The organism is Delftia sp. K82, assembly GCF_002193035.1.
In the GTDB taxonomy this organism is placed as follows: domain Bacteria; phylum Pseudomonadota; class Gammaproteobacteria; order Burkholderiales; family Burkholderiaceae_C; genus Comamonas; species Comamonas acidovorans.
The window spans coordinates 243,932-268,548 of record NZ_MYFL01000002.1 but is presented as its reverse complement, the minus strand read 5'-3'; the positions used below and the strand labels follow the sequence as shown (position 1 = coordinate 268,548).

Annotated in this window: 15 protein-coding genes; 3 read left to right on the top strand and 12 right to left on the bottom strand. The window is 66.7% G+C overall.

The features are described 5' to 3' along the window. Positions 1–274 precede the first annotated feature (274 nt). Positions 275–6,232, top strand: a complete 5,958-nt coding sequence (uvrA, locus tag KDK82_RS16650; RefSeq protein WP_088165654.1) for an excinuclease ABC subunit UvrA — start codon at positions 275–277, stop codon at positions 6,230–6,232. A gap of 3 nt (positions 6,233–6,235) precedes the next feature. Here uvrA and KDK82_RS16645 read toward each other — a convergent pair whose 3' ends face one another. After that, positions 6,236–7,414: an MFS transporter gene (locus KDK82_RS16645; protein ID WP_012207748.1), complete on the bottom strand. Its 1,179-nt coding sequence runs from the start codon at positions 7,412–7,414 to the stop codon at positions 6,236–6,238. A gap of 129 nt (positions 7,415–7,543) precedes the next feature. Between KDK82_RS16645 and KDK82_RS16640 the strand changes: the two genes are divergently transcribed. Continuing rightward, complete coding sequence (locus KDK82_RS16640) at positions 7,544–8,509, top strand: LysR family transcriptional regulator (RefSeq protein ID WP_088165653.1); 966 nt, start codon at positions 7,544–7,546, stop codon at positions 8,507–8,509. Positions 8,510–8,530: 21 nt separating this feature from the next. Here KDK82_RS16640 and KDK82_RS16635 read toward each other — a convergent pair whose 3' ends face one another. From KDK82_RS16635 to KDK82_RS16625, 3 genes are all read right to left on the bottom strand, one after another. Further along, positions 8,531–9,391 carry a hypothetical protein gene (locus KDK82_RS16635; protein WP_088165652.1) on the bottom strand — a complete coding sequence of 287 codons (861 nt, stop codon included), beginning with the start codon at positions 9,389–9,391 and terminating at the stop codon, positions 8,531–8,533. A gap of 181 nt (positions 9,392–9,572) precedes the next feature. Beyond that, a complete protein-coding gene (locus KDK82_RS16630) occupies positions 9,573–10,901 on the bottom strand; it encodes an MFS transporter (RefSeq protein ID WP_016450054.1) in 1,329 nt (442 codons plus the stop codon). 48 nt (positions 10,902–10,949) lie between these two features. After that, positions 10,950–12,602, bottom strand: coding sequence for a GMC family oxidoreductase (locus KDK82_RS16625; protein WP_034397359.1), 1,653 nt, complete (start codon positions 12,600–12,602; stop codon positions 10,950–10,952). Positions 12,603–12,767: 165 nt separating this feature from the next. Here KDK82_RS16625 and KDK82_RS16620 point away from each other — a divergent pair, with 165 nt between their 5' ends. Next, positions 12,768–13,568: an IclR family transcriptional regulator gene (locus KDK82_RS16620; RefSeq protein WP_034397356.1), complete on the top strand. Its 801-nt coding sequence runs from the start codon at positions 12,768–12,770 to the stop codon at positions 13,566–13,568. Positions 13,569–13,700: 132 nt separating this feature from the next. Here the strand turns inward: KDK82_RS16620 and KDK82_RS16615 are convergent, their stop codons facing one another. The 8 genes from KDK82_RS16615 to KDK82_RS16580 form a co-directional block, all read right to left on the bottom strand. Next, positions 13,701–14,987 (bottom strand): TRAP transporter large permease, encoded by a 1,287-nt coding sequence (locus tag KDK82_RS16615; protein ID WP_047327929.1) that lies wholly within the window; start codon positions 14,985–14,987, stop codon positions 13,701–13,703. Between the two features lie 19 nt (positions 14,988–15,006). Then, positions 15,007–15,522, bottom strand: a complete 516-nt coding sequence (locus KDK82_RS16610; protein WP_088165651.1) for a TRAP transporter small permease — start codon at positions 15,520–15,522, stop codon at positions 15,007–15,009. Positions 15,523–15,672: 150 nt separating this feature from the next. After that, entirely contained in the window at positions 15,673–16,659 is a 987-nt protein-coding gene (locus KDK82_RS16605; RefSeq protein WP_016450058.1) for a TRAP transporter substrate-binding protein, read from the bottom strand. Between the two features lie 231 nt (positions 16,660–16,890). Beyond that, the gene (locus KDK82_RS16600; RefSeq protein WP_013800421.1) at positions 16,891–17,223 is read right to left on the bottom strand and encodes a helix-turn-helix domain-containing protein; all 333 of its coding nucleotides are present in this window, start codon (positions 17,221–17,223) and stop codon (positions 16,891–16,893) included. Next, the gene (locus KDK82_RS16595; protein WP_013800422.1) at positions 17,220–17,564 is read right to left on the bottom strand and encodes a type II toxin-antitoxin system RelE/ParE family toxin; all 345 of its coding nucleotides are present in this window, start codon (positions 17,562–17,564) and stop codon (positions 17,220–17,222) included. The genes KDK82_RS16600 and KDK82_RS16595 overlap by 4 nt, the downstream gene beginning before the upstream one ends. Before the next feature lie 152 nt (positions 17,565–17,716). Continuing rightward, on the bottom strand, positions 17,717–19,219 hold the full coding sequence (gene putP, locus KDK82_RS16590) for a sodium/proline symporter PutP (RefSeq protein ID WP_012207739.1): 1,503 nt from the start codon (positions 19,217–19,219) through the stop codon (positions 17,717–17,719). 79 nt (positions 19,220–19,298) lie between these two features. Then, positions 19,299–23,336 (bottom strand): trifunctional transcriptional regulator/proline dehydrogenase/L-glutamate gamma-semialdehyde dehydrogenase, encoded by a 4,038-nt coding sequence (gene putA / locus KDK82_RS16585; RefSeq protein ID WP_088165650.1) that lies wholly within the window; start codon positions 23,334–23,336, stop codon positions 19,299–19,301. A 182-nt stretch (positions 23,337–23,518) separates the two neighbouring features. Continuing rightward, the gene (locus KDK82_RS16580; protein ID WP_088165649.1) at positions 23,519–24,526 is read right to left on the bottom strand and encodes a fimbrial protein; all 1,008 of its coding nucleotides are present in this window, start codon (positions 24,524–24,526) and stop codon (positions 23,519–23,521) included. Between the last annotated feature and the right edge of the window lie 91 nt (positions 24,527–24,617).

Sequence of the window (24,617 nt, the reverse complement as noted above, 5' to 3'; positions counted from 1 at the left end):
CTGGCCTTTGTTGTCGTGTCGCTGCTTGCCATCACCCAGGTGAAGGGCGTGCCGGACGGGCAGGCCATGCCTGCCTCCGTGCAGATGGCCAAGTAAGCCCTCGGCAAGAGGCACGAGCCCCGGACTGGTTCCGGGGTTTTTTTATGGTCGCGCGGATGCGTCGAGGCGGTGTCTTTTTGTTTAACCTGTATGAAAATACAGGTATTGAGAAGCGTCTGATGCCTGACGCATGGACTGCCTAGAATGTTTGGCTCCCACTGACCACAGAACACCCATGACGCACGGTCTGATTCGAATTCGCGGCGCACGCCAGCACAATCTCCAGAACCTGGATCTCGACATCCGTACCGGCGAGCTGACCGTGGTCACGGGGCCCAGCGGCTCGGGCAAGTCCAGCCTGGTGTTCGATACCCTGTATGCCGAAGGCCAGCGCCGCTATGTCGAGACCTTCTCGGCCTATGCGCGCCAGTTCCTGGACCGCATGGACAAGCCGGCCGTGGACCGTGTGGAGGGGGTGCCGCCGGCCATCGCCATCGACCAGACCAATCCCGTCCGCAACTCGCGCTCCACCGTGGGCACGATGACCGAGCTCAACGATCACCTGAAGCTGCTGTTCGCGCGTGCGGCCCAGCTGTTCGACCGCGACACCGCCGTGCCCGTGCGCCACGACACGCCCGACAGCGTGCTGGAGGAGCTGGCCGAGCGTTGCCGGCAGGCCGGTGATCCGCGCATCGCCATCACCTTCCCCGTCGAGCTGCCCGCCAACACCACGGCTGCCGAAGTCGAGCAATGGCTGTCGGCCAGCGGCTTCACCAAGGTCCAGGCCGAGCGCGAGGCGGAGAAGGCGGGCGCCGTGGAGCCCGCCGCAGACGCCAAGGGCAAGAAGGCCAAGGCGGCGGCGCCGCTCAAGGTCAAGATGCTGGACGTGGTGGCCGACCGCTTCCGCCTGGGCAATGTGGAGCGGGCCCGTGTCTACGAGGCCATCGAGGTCGCGCTCAAGCGCGGCAGCGGCCACATGACGGTCTATGTGCTGCCTGAATCCGCCGTGGAAGCCGCAGGTGCCCAGCCCACCGAGCCCCAGCTGTGGAAGTTCTCGCTGGGCCTGCACTGCCCCGAAAGCGGCCTGAGCTACCAGGAGCCGATTCCCTCGCTGTTCTCCTTCAACTCCGCCGTGGGTGCCTGCGAGGCCTGCCGTGGCTTTGGCCGCGTGATCGGCGTGGACTGGGGGCTGGTCATCCCCAACGACAAGCTCACCCTGCGCACGGGCGCCATCAAGCCCGTGCAGACGCCGGCCTGGAAGGAGATCCAGGATGACCTGATGCGCCACGCCGAGGCCGAAGGCATCCCGCGCGACACGGCCTGGGCCAAGCTCACCGATGCGCAGAAAAGCTGGGTGCTGGACGGCTCGCCCAACTGGAACGGCAAGTGGACCCAGACCTGGTACGGCATCAAGCGCTTCTTCGAATACCTGGAGAGCAAGGCCTACAAGATGCACATCCGGGTGCTGCTGTCCAAGTACCGCAGCTATACCGAATGCCCCACCTGCGGCGGCGCGCGCCTGAAGACCGAAAGCCTGCTGTGGCGCCTGGGCGGCAAGCAGGCCGCCGATGCCGTGCTGCCGCCCGGCGACGAAGGCCGCTACCGCCGCTTCATGCCGAAGGGCGTGGCCTGGAGCCGTGAGCAACTGGACGCGCTGCCGGGCCTGTGCCTGCACGACCTGATGCAGCTGCCCCTGGTGCGGCTGCGCGACTTCTTCCAGCAGCTGGCGCCGGCAGTCGATGCCCCGCTGCATGACGGCGAGGCCCAGGCGCTCAAGATGCTGCACGCCGAAATCATGGCGCGCGTGCAGTACCTGTGCGACGTGGGCATCGGCTACCTCACGCTGGACCGCCAGAGCCGCACGCTGTCGGGCGGCGAGGTGCAGCGCATCAACCTGACCACGGCCCTGGGCACCTCGCTGGTCAACACCCTGTTCGTGCTCGACGAGCCGAGCATCGGCCTGCACCCGCGCGACATGGAACGCATCACCGAGGCCATGCAGCGCCTGCGCGATGCGGGCAACACCCTGGTCGTGGTCGAGCACGACCCGGCCGTGATGTTCGCGGCCGACCGCATGATCGACATGGGCCCCGGCCCCGGCGCGCGCGGCGGCCAGATCGTGTTCGACGGCACGCCCGAGGACCTGCGCCATGCCGACACGCTGACCGGCGCCTACCTGGGCGGCCGCAAGCAGGTGGGCTTCGGCCTCAAGCGCATGGTGACCGAGTCCACGCCGCGCCTCATCCTCGAAGGCGCGCGCGAGCACAACCTGCGCAGCATCGACGTGGACTTTCCGCTGCAGCGCCTGGTCACCATCACCGGCGTCAGCGGCTCGGGCAAGTCCACGCTGATCCAGGACGTGCTGGTGCCCGCGCTGATGCGCCACTTCGGCAAGCCCACGGATGCGGCCGGCGCCTTCGAGCGCCTGCTGGGCGCCGACCACCTGAGCGACGTGATGTTCGTGGACCAGTCGCCCATCGGCAAGACGGCGCGCTCCAACCCGGCCAGCTACGTGGGCGCCTGGGACTCCATTCGCGAGCTGTTCGCCATTGCGCCGCTGTCGCGCCAGCGCGGCTACACGGCCGCCAAGTTCAGCTTCAACAGCGGCGACGGCCGCTGCCCCACCTGCGGCGGCTCGGGCTTCGAGCATGTGGAGATGCAGTTCCTCTCCGATGTCTACCTGCGCTGCCCCGACTGCAACGGCACGCGCTACCGCCCCGAGATCCTGGAAGTCACGATCGAGCGCCACGCGGCCGGCGAGCTGCAGCCGCGCAAGCTCAACGTGGCCGATGTGCTGGAACTCACCGTGGCCGAGGCGGCCCTGCTGTTCGCGCAGGACCGCGAGGTCATCCGCGCCCTGCAGCCCATCGTCGATGTGGGCCTTGAATACGTGAAGCTGGGCCAGCCCGTGCCCACGCTGTCGGGCGGCGAGGCCCAGCGCCTCAAGCTCGCGGGCTTCCTGGCCGAGGCGGCCAAGTCCCAGGCCAAGTCGAAGCAGGCGCTTGCCAAGAAGGGCACATTGTTCCTGTTCGACGAGCCCACCACGGGCCTGCACTTCGACGACATCGCCAAGCTCATGCGCGCGCTGCGCAAGCTGCTGGAGGCTGGGCACTCGCTGATCGTCATCGAGCACAACCTCGACGTGATCCGCGCCAGCGACTGGCTGATCGACCTCGGCCCCGAAGGCGGCGACGGCGGCGGCGCCATCGTGGCCCAGGGCACGCCCGAGGAAGTGCGCCAGATTCCCGGCTCGCACACGGCCCAGGCGCTGCGCGAGTACGACCTGGCCATGGGCGTGGGCGGCGAGGCCGTGCGCGAGGTCGCTCCCATGCTCTACAAGAGCCAGCGCAAGGCGCATGCCATGTCGGGCGCCGCAGCCAGGAATGCCATCGAGATCGTCAACGCCAAGGAGCACAACCTCAAGCAGCTGTCGGTGGAGATCCCGCGCGGCAAGTTCAACGTGGTGACGGGCGTCTCGGGCTCGGGCAAGTCCACGCTGGCCTTCGACATCCTGTTCAACGAAGGCCAGCGCCGCTACCTGGAGTCGCTCAACGCCTATGCGCGCTCCATCGTCCAGCCTGCGGGCCGGCCCGAGGTGGATGCGGTCTACGGCATTCCGCCCACCGTGGCCATCGAGCAGCGCCTGTCGCGCGGCGGGCGCAAGTCCACTGTGGGCACGACCACCGAGGTCTGGCACTTCCTGCGCCTGCTGTACGTCAAGCTGGGCACGCAGCACTGCATCCACGACGGCGCCGCCGTGCAGCCGCAGACGGCGGAAAGCATCGCGGCCCAATTGCTCACTCAGTTCAGGGGCCAGACCATCGGCCTGCTGGCGCCGCTGGTGGTCAACCGCAAGGGCGTTTACACCGAGCTGGCCGACTGGGCACGGCCGCGCGGCTACACCCATCTGCGCGTGGACGGCGAATTCCTGCCCACCACGGGATTCCCGCGCATCGACCGTTTCAAGGAGCACACCATCGAACTGCCCGTGGCCAGCGTCACCGTCACGGCGGCCAACGAGCGCGAACTGCGCGGCCACCTGGCGCAGGCGCTGGAAACAGGCAAGGGCGTGCTGCATGTGCTGTCCGGCCTGGACAACCTGGCCGATGCCATGGCCGGCGGCCGGAGCACGGCCGGCATCGGCAGCCTGCAGGTGTTCTCCACCCAGCGCGCCTGCCCGGTCTGCGCCACCAGCTATGCCGAGCTGGACCCGCGTCTGTTTTCCTACAACAGCAAGCATGGCTGGTGCCCCGACTGCGTGGGCACGGGCGTCAAGCTCACCAAGGATCAGCGCAAGGTCTATGACGACACCCTGCTGGTCGAGGACAACCGGGGCCGCGAGGTCAAGTTCGAAGGCCAGGAAATCGAAGACTTGGCCGAAGTGACCTGCCCCACCTGCCAGGGCACACGCCTGAACGCCACGGCACGCGCCGTGCGCTTCCATGGCGTGGGCATTGCCGAGATCGCCCAGCTGTCGGTCAACGACGTGCGCCAATGGGTGCAGGCGCTGGCCCTCTCCGGACGCGAGTCCGACATTGCCCGCGACCTCATCCCCGAGATCCAGAGCCGCCTCGAATTCCTCGAGGAAGTGGGCCTGGGCTACCTGACGCTGGACCGTGGCGCGCCCACGCTGTCGGGCGGCGAGGCCCAGCGCATCCGCCTGGCCGCGCAACTGGGCAGCAACCTGCAGGGCGTCTGCTATGTGCTGGACGAACCCACCATCGGCCTGCATGCGCGCGACAACCAGATCCTGCTCAACGCCCTGCACAAGCTGGGCGACAAGGGCAACACCCTGGTCGTGGTCGAGCATGACGAGGACACCATCCGCCGCGCCGACCACATCATCGACATCGGCCCCAGCGCCGGCATACGCGGCGGCCGCCTGGTGGCCCAGGGCACGGCGGCCGACATCATGGCGGCCGAGGACTCCATCACGGGCCGCTACCTGCTCCATGCCATGCGCCACCCGTTCCAGCCGCGCCGCTGGGTGGGCGAAGGCCAGCCGCCGCAGGCGGCCGCCGAGCTTGCAGCAGTGGCCGAACCGGTGCCGGAACCCGCGCCTGTCAAGGTATCCAAATCCAAAAAGAAGGCCGCGCCTGTCGTTGTCGACGCCGAACCCGCGTCCGACGCACTGGGCTGGCTGACCGTGCGCGGCGCCTACTTGCACAACCTGCAGAACGTCGATGCGCGCGTGCCGCTCAAGCGCCTGGTGGCCGTCACGGGCGTCAGCGGCTCGGGCAAGTCCACGCTGGCGCGCGACGTGATGCTGGCCAATGTGGCCGCCTGGGTGGGCCAGCGCGCCACCAAGGCCGGGCGCGATGCCATGGACGCGGGCAAGGCGCCGCCGCTGTCCGGCTGCAAGGGCCTGCAGGGCTTCGAGGGCATTGACCGCGTGCTCGAGGTCGACCAGACGCCCATCGGCAAGACCCCGCGCAGCTGCCCTGCCACCTACATCGGCTTCTGGGACACCATCCGCAAGCTCTATGCCGAAACGCTGGAGGCCAAGGCCCGCGGCTACGCGGCCGGCCGCTTCTCGTTCAACACCGGCGAAGGCCGCTGCCCGGCCTGCGAGGGCCAGGGCATGCGCACCATCGAGATGAGCTTCCTGCCCGACGTGAAGGTACCCTGCGAGGTCTGCCACGGCGCGCGCTTCAACCCCGAGACCCTGGCCGTCTCCTGGCGCGGCAAGAGCATTGGCGACGTGCTGCAGATGGAGGTGGACGAGGCCGTCGAGTTCTTCGCCAGCATGCCCAGCATCGCCCATCCGCTGCAGCTGCTCAAGGACGTGGGCCTGGGCTATCTCACGCTGGGCCAGCCCTCGCCCACGCTGTCGGGCGGCGAAGCCCAGCGCATCAAGCTCGTCACCGAGCTGACCAAGGTGCGCGACGACGTGACCCGGCGCGGCAACAAGGCGCCGCACACGCTATATGTGCTGGACGAACCCACGGTGGGCCTGCACATGGCCGATGTGGACAAGCTCATCCGCGTGCTGCACCGCCTGGTCGATGCGGGCCACAGCGTGGTCGTCATCGAGCATGACCTGGACGTGATCGCCGAGGCCGACTGGATCATCGACCTCGGCCCCGAAGGCGGCAAGGACGGCGGCCGCATCATTGCGGCCGGCACGCCCGAGGATCTGGTGGCTGCGGGCACGCACACGGGCAAGGCGCTCAAGCCCGTGCTTGCCCGTTGAGCCTCAGGCGCAGGCCACGCCTGCGCTGCGTGCGGAGCCGGCGGGCAGGCGACTGCTCCAGAAGACCAGCACCAGGCCCACGGCCGTCAGCGCGGCGGCGGCCCAGCCCAGGTTGACCAGGCCCAGGCCACCGGCCAGGGCCAGGCCGCCAACCCAGGCACCCAGGGCATTGCCCAGGTTGAAGGCCGCAATGTTCAGGCTGGAGACCAGGTTGGCGCCCTGGGGGCCGGCCTGGTCCAGCACGCGCATCTGCATGGGTGCCACCGTGGCGAAGGCCACGACGCCCAGCACGATCACATAGGCCATGGCCACGGCCTGGTTCCCGAAGGCCCAGCGGCCTGCCGCCAGCACCACCATCAGCGCCGCAATGCTCCACACCAGTGCGCGCATCACGCCCCGGTCGGCCAGCTTGCCGCCCAGCAGATTGCCTGCGGCCAGGCCCGCGCCGAACAGCAGCAGGGTCAGCGCCACCAGGCTGTCGCCCATGCGGGTCACCTGGGTCAGCAGCGGCTCCACATAGGTGTAGAGCGCAAACACACCCGCAAAGCCGAAGGCCGTGATGCCCAGTCCCAGCCAGACCTGGCCGTTGGCCAGCACGGCCAGCTCCTGCGCCAGCGGCGTGACCTCGGGGCGGCCCTGGTCGCGCGGCACGAAGGCGGCCAGGATGGCAAAGGCCAGCACGCCGATCGCGGCCACGGCCAGGAAAGCGCTGCGCCAGCCGAACATCTGGCCGATCCATGCGCCGGCAGGCACGCCCAGCAGGGTGGCCAGCGTCAGGCCCGAGAACATCAGCGCAATCGCCGACGCCTTCTTGTCTACCGGCACCAGGCCCGTGGCCACCACGGCGCCCACGCCGAAGAAGGTGCCGTGGGTCAGCGAGGTCAGCACGCGTGCCGACATCAGCCATTCATAGCTGGGCGCGAACGCGGCGGCCAGGTTGCCGGCGATGAAGATCAGCATCAGCGCCAGCAGCAGGCGCTTGCGCGGCCATTGGCGCGTCAGCAGCGTGAGCACCGGCGCGCCCACGGCCACGCCGATGGCGTAGCCCGAAATCAGCGAGCCCGCCGTGGGAATGCTGATGTGAAGATCCTGGCTGACCTGTGTCAGCAGGCCCATGATGATGAATTCCGTGGTGCCGATGCCAAAGGCACCGGCCGCCAGGGCGAGTAGGGAAAGAGGCATGGACGGATTCCTTGTGATCCTTGGTGTGATGTCCATTAATGTCGCACTGCAACATACCTTTGTGTAGATGGAATAATGGAAACGGATCTGTTCCTGTGTGGAATAGATAACCTCTTTTCAGGAGACGCCATGCCCGCACTTGCCCCACCCACGGCCACCGATACAGGCAGCGCCGATGCCAACCGCTTTGCCGAGCTGGAGATGCTGATCCTGGTGGCCGAGCGCGGCAGCCTCTCGGCCGCTGCGCGCCACTTGGGCATCTCGCCCTCGGCCGTCAGCAAGAGCATGTCGCGGCTGGAGGCGCGCTTGGGCGTGCAGCTGCTCCAGCGCAGCACGCGCCGCCTGCACCTCACGCCCGAAGGCTGCCAGCTGTTCGAGCGCGGCAAGCGCGTGCTGGCCGACCTGGAGGAACTGGAGGCCTGCGTGGCCGTGCGCAGCGAACCACGCGGCCTGGTGCGCATCAACACCAGCTCATCGACCGGAAAAATGCTGCTCGTCCCGCTGGTGCCGCAATTGCTGCAGCGCCATCCCGGGCTGAGCCTGGACCTGAGCTTCACGGACCAGATCGTGGACCTGGTCGAGGCCGGCACGGATATCGCCGTGCGCTGGGGCCAGCTTCCGCCCTCGGACATGGTCGCGCGGCTGCTGGGCCACACGCGGCAGGTCATCCTGGCCTCACCGGAGTACCTGACCCGCATGGGCAGGCCGCTGCATCCAGACGAGCTGGGCCACCATGTGCGCCTGGGCTGGAGCTGCCAGCGCGCCATACCGCACTGGCCATTTCTGGTGGACGGCCAGCGCGTGGCCATCGATATCGGGGAGGTGGTGCGCGTCAACGACGGCGATGTGATGCGCGAGCTGGCGCTGCACGGCACGGGCCTGGCCCGCCTGTCGCTGTACCACGCCTGGGCCGACGTGCTCGCCGGCCGGCTGGTGCCCGTGCTGGAGGAATTCAACACGGGCGACTTGGAACCCATCCACGCCGTCTACCTGGGCAAGCCCGACCGCCTGCCCCCGCGCACGCGTGCCGTGCTCGACTTTCTGCAGGCGCATGTGGACCTGCGGCATGCTGAGCAGCTGCCGGCACTGCCCTGAGGGGTAGCCGGCAGCGGGGCGTCACTCCTGCTCGGCTGGCAGAGGTGCGGCGTTGAAGGACAGGTTTTCGATGATGTCGTGCAGCACGGTGGGCACTGGGTCCACGGGTGCATCGGCCGCGTAGACGATGCCTGTGCCCACGCCCTTCGGGTCAAGCAGGCGCTTGACAACCAGCACCTGTTCGGGGCGGGTTCCATTGGTGCGGGAACTGCCTTCACCCTCGTTCACGCTGTACACGAAGTAGTAGGAACGCAGCAACTGGCCAGAGCTGGTGATCTTCACGCACAGCACGCCGCCCGCCAGATTGCCCCGGATCTGGTGTTCGCAGCCAAACAGCCGGTCTGCAGTTTCCATCAGGCCATTTCCGTTCGCCGTGGCAGGCGTTTGCAGCTGCATATTCACCACTTCGGAAGCAACGCCTTCGCTGCCGAACGAAGTCAGCGCCCACATTCCGCGCAGGCTGGATGCCACGGCGGGGTAGCCGAAGTTGAAACGAGATATGGCGACCTCAGGCTCGCCTGGAAATGTGATGAAGCCAGAGATACCGCTGGTAAAGCGAACACTGACCTGGCCCGGGCTACCGGCTTCTACGCCTGAACGCGGTCCGCTGCCGAAATACCGACCGCCGCTGTACCGCGTCAAGGGTCCGGAAAAACGGTTCGAGACCAGAGGACCTGCAGCCAGAAAGAAAGTAGGGCGGCCGTCGTTTTCATAGGCATACATCTGTAGCGCCACAGTGCCATTTTGTGCGTCTACCACCATTCCGCGGCCAGGCTTGCCGTCTAGCTCCGAATTCACGACCCACGAACCGCTTTGGGGCATAAATGCCTGCGCCAGGCCGCAGCCCAGCAAGATGGCTGCTGCCAATGTTTTCTTGAACATGATCCCTCTCTGTCTGAATAAGAAAATGCATGGGCATTCTAGCCATCGTCTTTACAAAGAGAAACAGTGCGATGGTTGTGAGTGGTTTTTTGCTGGAGTCCTTGAAATGGGGTCGTACGCCGGCAATGTGTTTTCCGGCGTGCGTATTCAACTTTCTTGAAAGCGCCCGAGTTCCATCCATTCACAGGCCTGCCCTGGCATTGCCCACGGGCCGAAAGGCGCGGGCACCCTGTCCATCCCGACCAATCGCCCAGGCACACCAGGCCGATACCGCGCCCGCAAACACCACATACAGGCACACCAGCCACGGGCTGCCACCGGCTGTCTTGACCAGCGCCGTCGCAATGATGGGCGTGATGCCGGACGCGAAAATGCCCGAGAACTGGTAGACGAAGGAAATGCCGGTGTAGCGCACCTTGGCGTCGAACAGGTCGCAGAAGAGGGCGGCTTCGGGACCGTAGACCGCTGCGTAGAGAATGCCGAAGGGCACGACGATGGCGATCCATATCAGCAGCACATTGCCGCCGCTGTGGGCCATGAGCCAGAAGGCCGGGAAGGCAGAGACCGCGGTGATCAGCGATCCCCACAGATACACGCGGCTGCGGCCCAGGCGGTCGGACAGGCGGCCGAACAGCGGAATCGTGAAGCACATCACCACGGCGGCGACCATCACGCCGATCAATGCGTCGGTGCGGCTGATCTGCAGGGTGGAGGTCAGGTAGCTGATCGAGAACACGCCGAAGACGTTGAAGAAAACGCCGTCGATATAGCGTGCGCCCATGCCCTTGAGCACATTGCCGGGGTAGCGCCGCATCATGTCCATGAAGGGAATCGCGGTCTCGGCATTGCGTGCCTTGACGGCTGCGAATTCGGGCGTCTCCTTCACATGCAGGCGGATGTACATGCCCACGGCCACCATGAGTCCCGAGATCAGGAACGCGACGCGCCAGCCCCAGGCCATGAATTGCTCTTCGGTACACAGCCAGGACAGCAGGGCCACCACGCCCGAGGCCATGAACAGGCCGATGGCCAGGCCCACCTGGGGCAGGGAGGCGTAGAAGCCCCGCTTTTCCTTGGGCGCGTATTCGTAGGCCATGAGCACGGCACCGCCCCATTCGCCGCCCAGGCCTATGCCCTGGGCCACGCGCAACAGCAGCAGCAGGATGGGAGCGGCCACTCCGATCTGCGCATGCGTGGGCAGCAGGCCGATCAGGAAGGTGGAGACGCCCATGATCATCAGCGTGACCACCAGGATGCTCTTGCGCCCCACGCGGTCGCCGAAGTGCCCGAAGATCACCCCGCCCAGCGGCCGCGTGACGAAGCCCACGGCAAAGGTGGTGTAGGCCAGCAGGGTGGAGATCAGCGGATCATCGCTGGGAAAGTACAGCTTGCTGAACACGATGCCGGCGACCACGCCGTACAGGAAGAAGTCATACCACTCGATGGTTGCGCCGATGAGCGCGGAGGTCACCACCTTGCGGATGACCCTGGGATCGGTTGCCGTCGTCATGCTGTCTCCTGGTTGTCTGTCGCATTGCCGGGATGCAGGAACGGGCAGTCATGCGACCTTGAGCTGCCCTGTCTCTCCGTGCCTGTCTTCGCGAACCATGTCGGCGGCCTTCTCGGCCATCATCACCACGGGCGCGTTGGTGTTGCCCGAGACCAGGGTGGGCATGACCGAGCAATCGACCACGCGCAGGCCGGCCATGCCGTGCACGCGCAGCCGCGCATCGACCACGGCCTGGGCGTCGCTGCCCATGCGGCAGGTGCCGCTGGGGTGGAAGATGGTGGCGCCGTGGTTGCGGCAGAACTCCAGCAGTTCCGCATCGCTGTGCGCATCGGGGCCGGGCTTGACCTCGCGCTTCACGAAGGGGCGCATGGCCGGCGTGTCGGCAATGGCGCGTGCCGCGCGCACGGCCGCCACGTTGGTGCGGCGGTCCAGGTCGGTGGCCAGGTAGTTGGGCTGGATGGAAGGCGGCTCGAAGGCATCGCGCGAGCGGATGCGCAACTGCCCGCGTGACTCGGGCCGCAGCTGGCAGACCGACATGGTGAAGCCCGAGTACGGATGGACCTGCCCGCCTGCCATGTCGGCCGACAGCGTGGAGACGTGGAACTGGATGTCGGGCGTGGCCGCCACGGGCCGGCCCTGCTCGTCCCTGAGCGCACGCATGAAGCAGCCGCCCTGGTTGATGCCCACGGCCAGCGCGCCCGAGCGGAACAGCAGCCATTCCAGCCCCAGCTTTGTCCTGCCCACCCAGGAATTGAGCTGGTCATTGGTGGTGATGCGCTGGCTGCATTCGTAGCCCAGGCGGATCTGAAGATGGTCCTGCAGGTTCTCGCCCACGCCCGGCAGATCGTGCACCACGGGAATCCCCAGGGACTGCGACAGCGCGGCCGGGCCTATGCCCGACAGTTGCAGCAGCTGCGGCGACTGGATGGCTCCTGCCGACAGAATCACCTCGGCCCGCGCCTGGGCCTGGCGCTCCTGCCCGCCTTGCCGGTAGCGGATGCCGACGGCGCGCCGGCCGCGCAGCACCAGCTGCGTGGCCATGGCATCGGTCTCTATGCGCAGATTGGGGCGGCGCCGGGCCTCGCCCAGATAGGCCTTGGCCGTACTGCAGCGCAGGCCCTTGTGGGTGGTGAGCTGGTAGTAGCCCGCGCCCTCCTGGTCGCGGCCGTTGAAATCCTCGGTGCGGGGCACGCCGACCTGGCCTGCACCGGCAATGAAGGCCTCGATCAGCGGATGCTGTGCGCCGATGTCCGAGACCTTGAGCGGCCCGTCCGCGCCATGGCCCGGGAAGGCGCCGCGCGCATTGCCTTCGGACTTCACAAAGTAGGGCAGCACCTCCTCATACGACCAGCCCGCATTGCCCAGCGCCGCCCAATGGTCGTAGTCCTCGCGCTGGCCGCGCACGTAGATCAGGCCGTTGATGGAGCTGCTGCCGCCCAGCGTGCGGCCGCGCGGCCAGTAGATGCGCCGGCCGTTCATGTTGGGGTCCGGGTCGGTCTCGAACTTCCAGTTGTAGACGGGGCTCCACATGGTCTTGCCGTAGCCGATGGGCAGGTGGATCCAGGGCGAGCGGTCCGGCGGGCCTGCCTCCAGCAGCAGCACCCGCGTGGCCGGGTCCTCGGACAGGCGCGCGGCCAGCACGCAGCCGGCAGAGCCTGCTCCCACGATCACGTAGTCATAGCTGTCGATGGGGTCCGGCATGCAGTGGCTCCTTTTGAGTTTCTTTTGAAGGAACTATTTGTTCCTTTGAGTGAAACTTATTCGTTGCCGCCGTGGACTGCAACCCCGCGCAAACCCTTGCCGCCTCCTGGCGATCAGGCATGATCGAAAGCGTTTCCGGCCTTCCACACGACACGACACCGCCCCATGCCGCCATCCCTTGCCAGCGCTGCCCCGGACCCCACCCCTGCACGGCAGGACGAAGCGAACTCGGTCTCCGATCGCTCCCTGGCCGTGCTCGATTTCGTGACCCAGGCCGAGGCCCCGCCGGGCCTCATGGACATCGCAGCCGCGCTCAACCTGCCCAAGGCCACGGCCTCGCGCCTGTGCTCCCACCTGGAGGCGCGGCAATGGCTGCTGCGCCATGAGGGTGACCGCAGCTTCTCCCCCGGCCCCAAGCTGCTGAGCCTGGCCGTGCGCGCCCTGCAAGCCGACCCGCGCCAGGCCCTTCGCCATGAGCTGCTGTCCCAGCTGGTGGCCCGTCTGGGCGAGACCTGCAACCTCACCGTGCTGGACGGCACGCGCGTGCGCTACCTGGACCGTGTCGAGACCCACTGGCCGCTGCGCATCCAGCTGGAGGCCGGATCGATGGTGCCCATCCATGCCACGGCCAGCGGCAAGCTGTTCCTGGCCCATATGCCTGCGGCCCGGCGCGCCGCCATTCTGGACAGCGTGGAACTCACCGCCTGCACGGCCAACACGCTGACCACGACCGAGGCGCTGGCCGATGAATGCGCGCGCATCGTGCGCGAAGGCCACTCCTGCGATCGCGAGGAATTCATGCGCGGCATGATTGCCGTGGCCGTGCCCGTGCGCGATGCCAAGGGCCAGTGCCGCGCCACGTTGGCCGTGCATGCGCCCGAGGCGCGCATGCCGCTGGCGCAGGCGCTGGAGGGCCTGCCGCACCTGAAGGAAACGGCCCAGCGCATGGCCGGCCTGCTCTTCTGAGGCGCTGGGCACCCCAGAAAAAAGGCCCCACTACCCTTGCTGCGCAAGGTCCGTTGCCCCCCGAGGGGGCCGCTTTTTGCCTTGGGGCGGCCCGGCGGCAAAAAAAAGGGCCTCACTCGGAGGCCCTTGTCGTCACTGGAAGCCCAGCGTGTGCGGCAACCAGGTGGACAGCGCGGGGATGAAGGTCAGCAGGCACAGCACCACGAAGTGGGCCAGCAGGAACAGCGGCATCTCGCGCGTGAGATCGGTGATGGACACGCGCGTGGCCACCGAGGTCACGAACAGCAGCCCGCCCACGGGCGGCGTGATCATGCCCAGCGTCAGGTTCACGATCACCACCATGGCGAAGTGCGTGGGATCGATGCCCAGGCTGAACGCAATGGGCGCCAGGATGGGCACCAGGATCATCACGCCGGGCAGCGGCTCCATGAAGATGCCGAACACCAGCAGCAGGATGTTCACCGCGATCAGGAACAGGGTGGGCGACAGCTCCCAGCTCACGATCAGCTCGGACAGGTACTGCGGAATGCCCTCCACCGTCAGCACCCAGGCGAAGGCGGCCGAAGTCGCCATCACCAGCAGCACCGAGGCCGTCAGCATGGCCGAGCGCGCCGCAATGCCCGGCAGCGCCGACCACTGCAGCGTGCGGTACACCCACTTGCCGCAGACCAGGGCGTAGAACACGGCCACCACCGACGCCTCGGTGGGCGTGAAGATGCCGAAGCGGATGCCCACCACGATGAGCACGATCAGCATCAGCGCGGGAATCGCCTTGAAGCTGTTGATCCACATCGTGCGGCCGTCGGGGCGCGGCTCGGTGGAGCGGTAGTCGCGCTTCCTGCACACCCACCAGTTCACGGCGGCCATGGCCAGCGCGATCAGGATGCCGGGGATGAAGCCGGCCATGAACAGCCCGCCCACCGACACGTTCTCATCCTGCAACGCGTAGATGATCATGCTCACCGACGGCGGAATGATGGGCCCCACGATGGCCGTGCTGGCCGTCAGCGCCGCCGCGTAGGAGCGTGCATAGCCTGCCTTGTCCATCATCTTGACCATCATCGAGCCGGGGCCGGCCGCATCGGCCAGGGCCGAGCCCGAAATGCCCGAGAACAGCGTCAGCGACAGCACATTGGCATAGCCCAGGCCGCCGCGCAGATGGCCCACGAACTGCGCGGCAAAGCGCAGCAGCACATGCGTGAGCGCGCCGCCCGACATCAGCTCGGCGGCCAGGATGAAGAAGGGCACGGCCATCAGCGGAAAGCTGTCTATGCCCGTGAACATCTCCTTGAACACGATGAGCTGCGGATAGCGGCCCCCCACGAAGACGGCCAGCGCGGCGGAGATCGCCAGCGCGAAGGCCACCGGAAAGCCCAGCGTGAGCAGGACGATGATGGCGATGAAAAGCGTGATACCCATGATGTGTCTGCCTGGTGGATCAGATCGATGCGGCTGCGTCGGCATCCATCTCATCCGACTCCGCGAACGAGCCGTCTGCGATATACCCGCGCGCAATGAACAGCAGATGCACCAGCATCAGCACGAAGCCCACGGGCATGGCCGCGTAGACGAAGGAGATCGGAATGTCCGTGGCCGCCGTGGTCTGGAAGCGCGTGGCCCAGACGTACTGCGACGAGGCCACCGCCATCACCGCGCAGAACAGGCTCACGCCCAGCACCACGAGGCGGCGAAGCCATTGCGCCTTGCGCGTGCCCACCGAGCGGTGCAGGTTGTCGATGGCCACATGGCCGCCGAAGCGCAGCACCAGGCCCGCGCCCAGGAAGGTGACCCAGATCATCATGTGCCGGGCCACTTCCTCGGCCCAGACAATGGAGTCGCCCGTGGTGTAGCGCAGCACCACATTGGCAAACACGATGCAGGCCATGGCCAGCAGCAGCACGATCAGCAGCCAGCGGTTGCAGGCCACAAGGGCGCGTTCGATTCGGTTGAGCATAGGAGTGGGCGAGGGCAGGAGGGGAGTGGCGCAAGGGCCGGGCTGCCGCCGGATGTCAGATCATCGGCGCGGGCGCCGTGCGGGGCCACAGGTGTTGCCCGCAGCGGGGCACCCTGCATTGCGGGCCGCAGCCCGCAATGCGTCAGGGGATTACTTGGCGTTGGCGATGGTGTCCAGCGTCTTCTGGCCGAACTTCTTCGCGTATTCCTTGTAGGCCGGCTCCAGCGCGGTGCGGAAGGCGGCCTGGTCCACCTTCTCCACCACCTGCATGCCATGGCTCTTGGCCTCTTCCACGCCCTTCTTCTCCACCGTGTCCACGAACACGCGCGAAGCGATGGCACCCGACTTGGCGCCCTGCGTGAAGGCCGCCTTCTGGCTGTCGTTCAGCGTGCCCCAGAACGAGGGCGACACCAGCAGGGCCATGGGCGCGTACACATGGGCGGTCAGCGTCAGGTGCTTTTGCACCTGCCACAGCTTGGCCGAGGCCAGCACCGAGATCGGGTTCTCCTGGCCGTCGATCGTGCCCTGCTGCAGCGCACCGATCACCTCGGGCCAGGACATGGGCGTGGGCGATGCGCCCAGCGTGCGGAAGGCCGTGATGTGCACGGGGTTCTCGGTCACGCGGATCTTCAGGCCTTTGAGATCGGCCACGCCGTTGACGGCGTGCTTGTTGTTGGACAGGTGGCGAAAGCCCTGCTCGCCCCAGGCCAGCGCGACCAGGCCGCGCTTGCTGAACTTGGCCAGCAGCTCCTGGCCGAAGGCGCCGTCCAGCACGGCGCGCGCATGCTGCGTGTCGCGGAACAGGAAGGGAATGTCCACCACGCCCACATCGGGCACGAAGTTGCTGATGGCGCCCGTGGAGACGATGGCCGCCTCCACCGTGCCCAGCTGCAGGCCCTCGATCAGCTCGCGCTCGCCGCCCAGGGCGGACGCGGGGAACTGCTTGAACTTGTAGGCGCCGTTCGTGCCCTTTTCCACCGCATCGGCCCAGGCCTGGGCGGCCGCGCCGTAGTGCGAATTCACGGCCAGGGCGTAGCCCACCTTGACCTCTTTGGTCTGGGCCAGTACGGCGCCAGCCGAAGCAGCCGCCATGGCGGCCACGCAGGTCGAAAGAAGGGTGCGGCGGATCATTTGCATAGCGGCAGTCTCACTTGTTGTGTGTTGAAAAATGGCCCCCACGCTCCCCTTGCAGGGCAAGGCCTGCGGCCCCCGCAGGGGGCCGCTTTTCATCCTGGGGCCGCCCGGCGATGAAAAAAAGAGCCCATGGATTGTAGTGACCACTCCCCTTGTGGCGACCACGTACAAAGCGCTCGTCATGTGCGTTGAGGTGCATCTGATTTGGCGATGTCGTGGGCAGCGACCGGCATATCAACCAATGGACAGACGCACCGGCTTTCCCACGCGGCTCAACATTTCAACCAGGGCGTCAATGGTGAACTTTGCAGTCTTTCTGTTCACCACATCCGAGATGCGCGGGCGGGACACCATCAGGATCTCTGCCGCGTCTGACTGCTTCAGGTGATGCTGTGCAATCCATTGCGCCAGCTCCGCCATCAGTTGCTCCTTGAGAAGATGGGTGTCGTTGATCTGCTGGCGCGATGCAGCTTGCAGCTTCAATGCCTCGTCTTCAGGAAAGCCCAGCTCCAGAAAGAGGTTTGCCTTCGCCTTGGTCACATGGCGGATTTCTGTATCGATCTTCATTTGTTGGCCTTTCTCATGTGGACCACGGCACGGTAGCGCGCCGATGCGATGTCCTTGTCGTGCCGGCTTGTCACCTGTGATTTCTTCTGGAAGCAGTGCAATACATAGACCGCTTCCTCGAACTTGGCCACATACATCACCCGGAACGCTCCGCTGGCGTCCCTCACGCGGATCTCCCGCGTCCCGGCGCCCACGTCGTCGAAGGGTTTCCAGTCCTCCGGTTCCTGGCCTGCCTGAACCTTGCTCAACTGAAAGCCCGCATCTCGCCTGGGGCCTGCGGGAAAGTCCCGCAGGTCGTCGTATGAGGATCCGACCCAGCGGATGTCTTTGTCCTGCTCCATGGAAGATCCTTGTATAAAATTTTATACAGGCATGCCGAAGGCGTAAAGCGGCTGTATGGCCTTTCGAGTGCGTGCATCAAAGCAAAAACGCCCGAGGCGCAGGCATCGGGCGTTTTGCGTCATGGCAGGGGTGCCGTCTTCGTGCGCACGGCTCAGCGTGCCCCGATCCGCTCGAACTCGCTCTCCACCGCCGCATGCGCCTTCAGGATGCTTTGCGAAGGCGCAGGGCCCATGCGGCTGACGACCACCGTGGCCAGCCAGGCCAGGATGAAGCCGGGGATGATCTCGTACAGGCCCAGCCAGCCGAACTGCTTCCACACCAGCACCGTCACGGCGCCGGTGATGATGCCGGCCAGCGCGCCGCCGCGCGTCATGCGGCTCCAGAACAGCGACAGGATGATCACCGGGCCGAAGGCGGCGCCGAAGCCAGCCCAGGCGTAGCTGACCATGCCCAGCACCTTGGAGTCGGGGTTGCTGGCGATGGCGATGGCGATCAAGGCCACCAGCAGCACCATGGCACGGCCGATCCAGACCAGTTCGATCTGGCTGGCGTTCTTGCGCAGGAAGGTGCGGTAGATGTCCTCGGTCAGCGCGCTGGAGCACACCAGCAGCTGGCACGACAGCGTGCTCATCACGGCCGCCAGGATGGCCGCCAGCAGCGCGCCCGAGATCCAGGGGTTGAACAGCTGCTTGGTGATCTCCATGAACACCGTCTCGGCATTGGCGTTCACGGCGGCGGCGCCACCGGGGTTGGCCGCGAAGTAGGGGATGCCGATGAAGCCCACGGCCACGGCGCCGGCCAGGCACAGGATCATCCAGGTCATGCTGATGCGACGGGCCGAGGGAATGGTCTGCACCGATGATGCCGCCATGAAGCGCACCAGGATGTGCGGCTGGCCGAAGTAGCCCAGGCCCCAGGCCAGCAGCGAGACCACACCCACGAAGCTGGCGCCACGGAACAGGTCGAACTTCTCTGCCGCCACGATGGCGTGCAGGTCCTGGCCCGGCTGCAGATGGCCCTGCACGGCCAGCCAGGCGATCACGGGCGCCAGGATCAGCGCCGTGATCATCATCGAGGCCTGGATGGTGTCCGTCCAGCTCACGGCCAGGAAGCCGCCGATGAACACATAGGCGATGGTGCACAGCGCGCCCACCCACAGGGCCGTGCTGTAGGGCATGCCGAACATGTTTTCGAACAGGCGCGCGCCCGCCACTACGCCCGAGGCGCAGTACAGCGTGAAGAACACCAGAATCACCACGGCCGTCACGATGCGCAGCACGTTGGAGTGGTCCTCGAAGCGGTTGGCCAGGTAGTCGGGCAGGGTCAGCGCATTGCCTGCACGCTCGGTGTACAGGCGCAGCCGCGCCGCCACCAGGCGCCAGTTCAGGTAGGCGCCCAGGATCAGGCCGATGGCGATCCAGGCTTCCGACAGGCCGGACAGGTAGATGGCGCCGGGCAGGCCCATCAGCAGCCAGCCGCTCATGTCCGAGGCGCCGGCCGACAGCGCCGTCACGAAGCTGCCCAGGCTGCGGCCGCCCAGGATGTAGTCGGAAAGATTCTTGGTGCTGAAGTAGCCGATGGCGCCGATGCCGAGCATGGCGACCAGGTAGATGGCGAACATGATCGCCGTCGGGTCGTTCCAGTTGAATTGCATTGAAGTGTCCTGCGTTGGTCGTGTTTTTTCGGGTTGTGCGGGGCGCTTGCCAGGGGCCGGTTGTGCCGGCCCCGGCGGTTCAAGCCATGGTCATGAGCTGTGCATTGCCGCCTGCGGCGGCGGTATTGGTGCTGATGGATTGCTCGTGGAACAGCGCGGCCAGGTCATAGCCGCGGCCCGCATGCAGCTCGTCGCTGTTGCGGCTTTCCACGCGCACCAGGGCACCGTCGCGCGCGGCGACCTGGGCGCAGACCTGCAGCAGGGCGTCGCCGTCGCCCTCGAACAGCAAGGCCGCCATGGGCGCTTGTGCATCAGCCAGCGAGTCGGCGCTGGCGCTGTGCAGCCATGGCACACCGGCATCGCCCGCAGCGGCGCGCAGCGCCTGCCAGGTGGCGGCGCAGCCGCTGTCGGCGCCTGTTCCGTTGTCGGGCAGCACCGCATGGCAGGCGTTGCCGCTGGCCAGGGCTGCTGCCACCTGGGCCACCAGGCCCAGCGGCGTGCGCGGCAGTGCCCAGACGGGGCCGCGCGGCAGCAGGCGGTAGCGGTTGGATTCGCCCGTGGGGCCGGGCAGCAGCATGGCGGCGTCCAGGCGCGAGGCGGCCAGGGCCTCGTCGCAGGCGGCCAGGGCCTGCACCTGTTCATCGGCGGACATGTCCTGGGGCGGGGCCTTGGACAGCATCTCGCGCAGCAGGCCCAGCAATTGCAGCGGTGCCTGGGCGGACGACTCGGCCCGCGCAAAGACGGACAGCGCCGCGCTGGCCGGCCCCTGAGCCAGTCGGTGCAGGTACAGCGGGCCGCCGGCCTTGGGGCCGGTGCCGGACAGGCCCATGCCGCCAAAGGGCTGCACGCCCACCATGGCGCCGATCACATTGCGGTTCACATAGATGTTGCCCGCATGCACGCGCTGGGTGAGGTGGGCAATGGTCTCGTCGATGCGGCTGTGCACGCCGAAGGTCAGGCCGTAGCCGGTGGCGTTGATGCCATCGACCAGCGCGTCCAGCTGCTCGCGCTTGAAGCGGATCACATGCAGCACGGGGCCGAAGACCTCGCGCTGCAGGCGCGTGGTGCTGTCGATCTCGATGAGGGCCGGGGCCACGTAGTGGCCATTGAGCACGCCGTCCTTGCGTTCCACGCGGGTGACCTTCTGGCCCGCTGCGGCCATCTGCTCTATGTGCTGCTCGATCTGGCGGCGCGCCGCGTCGTCGATCACGGGGCCCACATCGGTGCTCAGGCGGTCGGGGTTGCCCAGATTCCACTCCTGCAGCGCATCGCGCAGCATGGTCAGCGTGCGGTCGGCCACCTCGTCCTGCAGGCACAGCAGGCGCAGGGCAGAGCAGCGCTGGCCGGCCGAATCGAAGGCCGAGGCCAGCACATCGGCCACCACCTGCTCGACCAGGGCCGAGGAGTCCACCACCATGGCGTTCTGGCCGCCGGTCTCGGCAATCAGCGGAATGGTGCGGCCCGCAGGCGACAGGCGGCGGGACAGCTGGCGTGCAATCAGGCGCGCCACCTCGGTGGAACCCGTGAACATCACGCCCGCCACCTGGGCATGGGCCACCAGGGCTGCGCCCACGGTCTCGCCCGTGCCCGGCACCAGTTGCAGCGCGTCGCGCGGCACGCCAGCCTCGTGCAGCAGGGCCACCATGGCGGCGGCCGTCAGCGGTGTCTGCTCGGCTGGCTTGGCCAGCACCGTGTTGCCGGCGGCCAGGGCCGCAGCCACCTGTCCGCAGAAGATGGCCAGGGGGAAATTCCAAGGACTGATGGCCAGCACCACGCCCAGAGGGCGCTGCGCGGCGTTGTCGAAATGCGCGGTCGCCTGGGCGCCGTAGTAGCGCAGGAAGTCCACGGCCTCGCGGACTTCGGCCACGGCGTTGGAAAGGGTCTTGCCCGCCTCCCGCATGATCAGGCCCATCAGCGGCTGGCTGCGTTGCTCCAGCAGGTCGGCGGCGCGGGCCAGCGCGTCGGCACGGGCGGCGGGCGGTGTGCCGGCCCAAATGGGCGCGGCCTGCGCGGCGCGCGCGGCGGCGGCTTCGGCCTCGGCCGCCGTGGCCTCGCGCACCCAGCCCACGATGTCGGACAGCTCGGCCGGGTTGCGCATGGGCTGCCAGCCTTCGGTACGCGCCGGGTCGGCCGGCAGGTCGGCATCCGCGGGCGCGGCCAGATAGGTCTGGCGCGTGCTGTGCAGCAGCGCGGCGGCCAGCGAGGCCAGTTGCTGCTCGTGCGCCAGGTTCAGGCCCTGGGAATTGGCGCGGGCCTGCCCTGGCTTGTCTCCCTGCTGCGCGAACAGATCGGCCGGCAGCGCAATGCGCGGGTGGGGGGCGCCCAGCCGGCCTTCGTTGCGCGCGATCTTCATCACCTCGTCCACCGGGTCGGCCACCAGGTCGGAGACCGGCACGGAGGCGTCGCCGATGCGGTTCACGAACGAGGTATTGGCACCGTTCTCCAGCAGGCGGCGCACCAGATAGGCCAGCAGCGTCTCATGGCTGCCCACGGGCGCATAGATGCGGCAGGGGCGGGCCAGCTTGCCTTCGGAGGCCGGGCCCGTCACCTGTGCGTACAGCGGCTCGCCCATGCCGTGCAGGCACTGGAACTCGTACTGGCCGCTGTAGTAGCTGCCGCCCACGGCCTGGGCCAGGTGGTAGATGCTGGCCAGGGTCTGCGCGTTGTGCGTGGCGAACTGGGGATAGATGGCATCGGGTGCATCCAGCAGCTTGCGCGCGCAGGCCAGGTAGCTCACATCGGTATAGACCTTGCGCGTATAGACGGGGTAGCCGGCCTGGCCGCCTTCCTGGGCGCGCTTGATCTCGCTGTCCCAGTAGGCGCCCTTGACCAGGCGCACCATCAGGCGGCGGCGGCTGCGGCGGGCCAGGTCCACCAGGTAGTCCAGCACCTGCGGGCAGCGCTTCTGGTAGGCCTGGACCACAAAGCCTATGCCGTTCCAGCCCTTGAGCGAGGGCGCGGCACACAAGGCCTCCAGCAGGTCCAGCGACAGCTCCAGCCGGTCGGCCTCTTCGGCATCGATGTTCATGCCGATGTCGTACTGCTTGGCCAGCTCGGCCAGCTGCAGCACGCGCGGCAGCAGCTCTGCCATCACGCGCTCGTACTGCGCGCGGCTGTAGCGCGGGTGCAGGGCCGACAGCTTGATGGAGATGCCCGGCCCCTCGAAGATGCCGCGCCCGTTGGATGCCGCGTCAATCGCGTGGATGGCCTGCTCGTAGGCCTGCAGGTAGCGCTGTGCGTCGGAATCGGTGGCGGCCGCCTCGCCCAGCATGTCGTAGCTGTAGCGAAAGCCCTGCTTTTCATAGGCGCGGCTGTTGGCCAGCGCCTCGGCAATGTCCTGGCCCGTCACGAACTGCTCGCCCATCAGCTTCATGGCGCGGTGCACGCCCTGGCGGATCAGCGGCTCGCCGCCCTTGCCGATCACGCGCGTCAGCGCCGACGACAGGTTCTTCTCGCTGCTGGTGGACGTGAGCTTGCCCGTCAGCACCAGGCCCCAGGCCGCCGCGTTCACGAACAGCGAGGGCGAGCGACCCACATGGGCACGCCAGTCGCCCTTGCTGATCTTGTCGCGTATCAGCGCATCGCGCGTGGCGCGGTCGGGAATGCGCAGCAGCGCCTCGGCCAGGCACATTAGCGCCACGCCTTCCTGGCTGGACAGCGAGAACTCCTGCACCAGCGCCGCCACGCCGCTGCCGGCCGGCGCATCGCGCAGCCCCTGCACCAGCCGGGTCGCCAGCTCGCGCACCTTGTCGGCCTGCTGGGCATCCTGGGCGCGTGCCAGCGGCAGCAGCACCGGCAGGCACTCGGGCTCGGGCCGGTGCCAGGCGGCCGTGATGGCAGCGCGCAACGGCGTCTGCGGCAGGATGGACTGGGCGAATTCCAAAAAGGGTTGCACCTCTTGCGGGCTGCTGGGTTGCGCTTCTTCCAGCGCCACATCGCCCTGGCTGTCGCCCGCGCTGGACAGCCGGATGGTGGTCGCGCCGCGCTCCAGGGCATCGACGTACTGGACAACCGCCTGCTTGATCAGCCAGTGCGGTGTGCGCCCTATCTGCTGGGCGGCGATGCGGATACGCTCGCGCAGAGCGTCATCAACCTTGATGCCTACGGTGGTGGACATGGTGTGCCAGTGAGGAATGGAAGAGGTGGGAAATGCGAATGGAGGTGCACCATGAAGAAGACATGGTGCAACCTTGCTTGGTTGAAATGTCGCAGAGGTTGCGACGTTTTTGGACTGGGGTTAACCCTTTTGTCTCGTGGCCCAAGCCGATACCGCCGTGTTGCGGCCGTGCTGCGACCGGCCTACTGGTAGTCGATGGTGAAGGTCGCCAAGGCATTGGCACTGCCACCGCCGCTCACGGTATTCCTGATCTGCCGGTAGCGCGCCTCCAGGTCGATCTGGAAATTTGCCGTGCCCTGCGAAATCGTGCCCGCCTGCCAGCCGTTGGCTGCGCCAAAGCCCTGGATCGCGCCATTTCTCAGCACCTCCACGCCAACGCCGCTGACCTGCGAGCCGGTCAGCGCCAGCACCGAGGGGACTTGCGTGTCCGTCGTGCCCGACAGCGTCACGAAAGGCTTGATCTGGGTGTTCGGGTCGCCGCCGGAGCAGCTCAGCTGGATGGAGAAGGGCACCTTGTCCGTGGTCGCACCCAAACCCGTGAAGCGTGTGTCGGGATGCGTGCCCAGCGGTACGCTGATGCTGTCCGACACCAGCGTGCAGGTGGGATTGATGGGGACCAGGGTGACACCGGAGAAAACGTATTGCGCGGCGAGTGCTCCGGCAATTTTCATTTCCATGTATGGTCCTGCCAGTTGGATATCTCCAAAAATAGTACTGATGGGTCCTGTTTTTATGAATTCTATTGTAATGATGAAATTTTCTCCTTCGGGAATGGGATACGAATTTGTTAGTATGGGCAGTTCGTTGGGAATTGTTCCAATCCCCTTCATCGATATGCGCAATCCTATTCCGGAGACGTTGCTGGGGTAGATTCTGACATCAGGTGCTCCGATTCCTGAAAATGAAGGTCTGCTGGCGCCGGAGCAAACCACTTGCGCAATTATTGATGAATGAGCCTTGTTGTCGACTACTGGTTTAATCGGAATTGTTGCAAACACTTTGCCGTTTGGTTCGGAGTTTATGTTGATGGGTAAACTCAGGACCTGATTCACGGGGTAAGATGCAATGTAATGGTTCTTTCCATCAGTGGTCGGATTGGAGTCAGCCGGCATGCAGATTGCTGCATGGGATGCGGAAATGGTGGAAAAAATGATTCCCATGGAAAATGCGAAAAGCTTGTACATATTCATTCTGGTTCTCCATCTGGAATCAAGGCGTCACTTCGAAAGAACAACGTGGCGTCTTGTACCGTGCGCCGTTAGCTGTCGCATCCCGGACGAT